The sequence below is a fragment of the Mesorhizobium sp. M3A.F.Ca.ET.175.01.1.1 genome, from assembly GCF_004791945.1.
GTDB lineage: Bacteria > Pseudomonadota > Alphaproteobacteria > Rhizobiales > Rhizobiaceae > Mesorhizobium.
In genome coordinates, this window is the sequence record NZ_SRTP01000312.1 from 1 (window position 1) to 303 (window position 303).

At 65.0% G+C, this 303-nt stretch carries 1 pseudogene; it reads right to left on the reverse strand.

What is annotated here, in order from left to right:
* A pseudogene (locus tag EN818_RS31780) lies at nt 1–303 on the reverse strand (coproporphyrinogen III oxidase); the annotation flags it as partial.

A 303-nucleotide genomic window follows, 5' to 3' on the forward strand; every position in this document is an offset into this window, starting at 1 on the left:
GGCCGACGCCGACATATTCGCCGTAGCGCCAGTAGGTCAAATTGTGCCGGCTTTCCGCGCCAGGCCTGGCGTGGTTGGAAATCTCATAGGCCGGCAGCCCATGCGCCGCCGTCACCTCCTGTGTCAGCGCATAGAGGTCGGCGGCATGGTCGTTGTCGGGCAGGGTGAATTTCTTCGCCGCGTAAAGCGCGTGGAAGGGCGTGCCCTCCTCGATGGTGAGCTGGTAGAGCGAAAGATGGTCGACGGCATAGCCGATCGCCTGTTCCAGCTCCGCGCCCCATGCTTCCGGCGTCTGGCCGGGCC